Here is a 1,753-nt window from a genome sequence, read left to right as displayed (position 1 = left end):
GGCGTGGTGCCGTTCTTCGACGCCGGCGAGGCCTATGCGACCTCGTTCCCGAATTTCCAGCAATATCTGCGCATGTCGGTCGGCCTCGGCCTGCGCTATTACACCGGCTTCGGTCCGTTCCGCGTCGATGTCGCCTTCCCGCTGGAGCGGCAGTCCGGCGACGCCTCCGTGGCCCTCTATATCGGCATAGGGCAATCCTTCTGATGGCGCGCTTCCTGCGATATATCGGCGTCGCCGTCCTGCTGCTGGCCCTGATCGGCGGCGGGATCTATGCCGGCCTGCGCCATTACGCCCTGCCGGGCGGCGAGAGCGCCGGCTCGGACGGCGACCAGAAGAGCCTGCTCGCCAGCATCATCGAAAAAGCGCTCTCGACGCCGAGCGCGCGCATCTCCATCGGCGCGGTGGACGGCGCCCTGTCGTCCGACGCATTGATCCGCGATGTGGTGATTTCCGACGAAAAGGGGCCGTGGCTGAAGCTCGACCGCGCCCGCCTCGTCTGGACCCGCTCCGCCCTGCTGATGGGCCAGCTCATCGTCCGCAATCTCGAAATCGGCCATCTCGAAGTACTGCGGCGGCCGATCCCACCGCCGGAGCCCGAATCCCCGCCGGCGCCAACCGCCGCTCCCTCCTCCGGCTTTTCCGCGCCCAGCCTGCCGATCAAGGTCGAAGTCGGCGCTTTCTCCCTCGCCCGGCTCGATCTCGGCGAGGATGTGGTCGGCGTCGCGGCGCAACTCGGCGCGCAAGGCCACGCCAGCCTCGGCCGTCCCTCGGACGGCCTCGATCTGGTCTTTGACCTGAAACGGCAGGACGCGCCGGGCGCGCTCGGCCTCGCGCTCGCTTTCGACGCGAAAACGACCGCGTTGAAACTGGCCGCCAATGTCCATGAGCCGGCGGGCGGCCTTATCGCCCATGCCGCCGGGCTCGACGGGCTACCGCCGGTTGATTTCGACCTTGCCGGCCAAGGCCCGCTCGACGGTTTCACCGCCAAGCTGCAATTTTCCGCCGGGCCTCTGGCGACGGTTTCTGGCGGCGCTCGGCTCGACCGGCGCGAGGCGCTGCGCGCGCTCGCCCTCGATCTCGACGGTGCGATTGAAAAAATCCTGCCGCCCTGGCTTGGCCCGGTCTTTCAGGGCCATACCCAGGTCACGGGCGCCGTTTTATTCGGCGACGACGGCTCCTACGGCCTCGACGGCTTCCGGATCGCGGCCAAGGCGGCGGAACTCGACGCCAGCGGTCGGCTCGGCGCCGATCAGATGCTCGAAGCCCATGTCCGGCTCGGTGCGCGCGACGCCGACGGCCACAAGGCGCGCGCGGGCGACGCCGAGATCGGCGCGCTGGAATTCCGGCTTGACGCGCTGGGCCCGCTGCTGGCGCCGAAACTGGACGCCCAACTCCACATCGCCGACGCCAACACGCCGGTCGGCGGCGTGGGGCGTTTCGACGCGACGGTGACGGCGCGGCCCGACGGTCTGGCGACCGAAGCCGCGACGCGGGTCGATCTCGCCGCCGACGCTTCGGGCGAGGGCCTCTCCTTCCGCGACCGCGGCCTCAATGACGCGCTCGGCGGCAAGCTCGCGCTGACCTTGCGCGCGCGCGCCGCGCCTTCGGGCGACGCCGATGTCTCCGTCGCGAAATTGACCACCGGCAGCGGCGCGGTCGAAGCCGCCGGCGCCTTCGGCCTCAACCAGCTCAAGGGCAAGGTCTCGCTCAGCGCGCCCGATCTCGCCCGTTTCGCGGCGCTCGCCGGCACGGC

1 protein-coding gene and 1 pseudogene are annotated in these 1,753 nt (G+C 70.2%); both read left to right on the top strand.

Annotation, left to right across the window (positions count from 1 at the left end; genetic code table 11):
- Window positions 1-204, top strand: a 204-nt coding sequence (locus tag ACE3S9_RS19235) for a BamA/TamA family outer membrane protein (protein ID WP_374548084.1), incomplete at its 5' end; no start/stop codon positions are given.
- Window positions 204-1,753, top strand: a pseudogene (locus ACE3S9_RS19230) (hypothetical protein); the annotation flags it as partial. The gene ACE3S9_RS19235 and the pseudogene ACE3S9_RS19230, both read left to right, overlap by 1 nt.

It is taken from the genome of Rhodoblastus sp., assembly GCF_041915505.1.
Classification (GTDB): Bacteria; Pseudomonadota; Alphaproteobacteria; order Rhizobiales; family Beijerinckiaceae; genus Rhodoblastus.
This window is presented reverse-complemented; position numbering and strand designations above follow the sequence as displayed.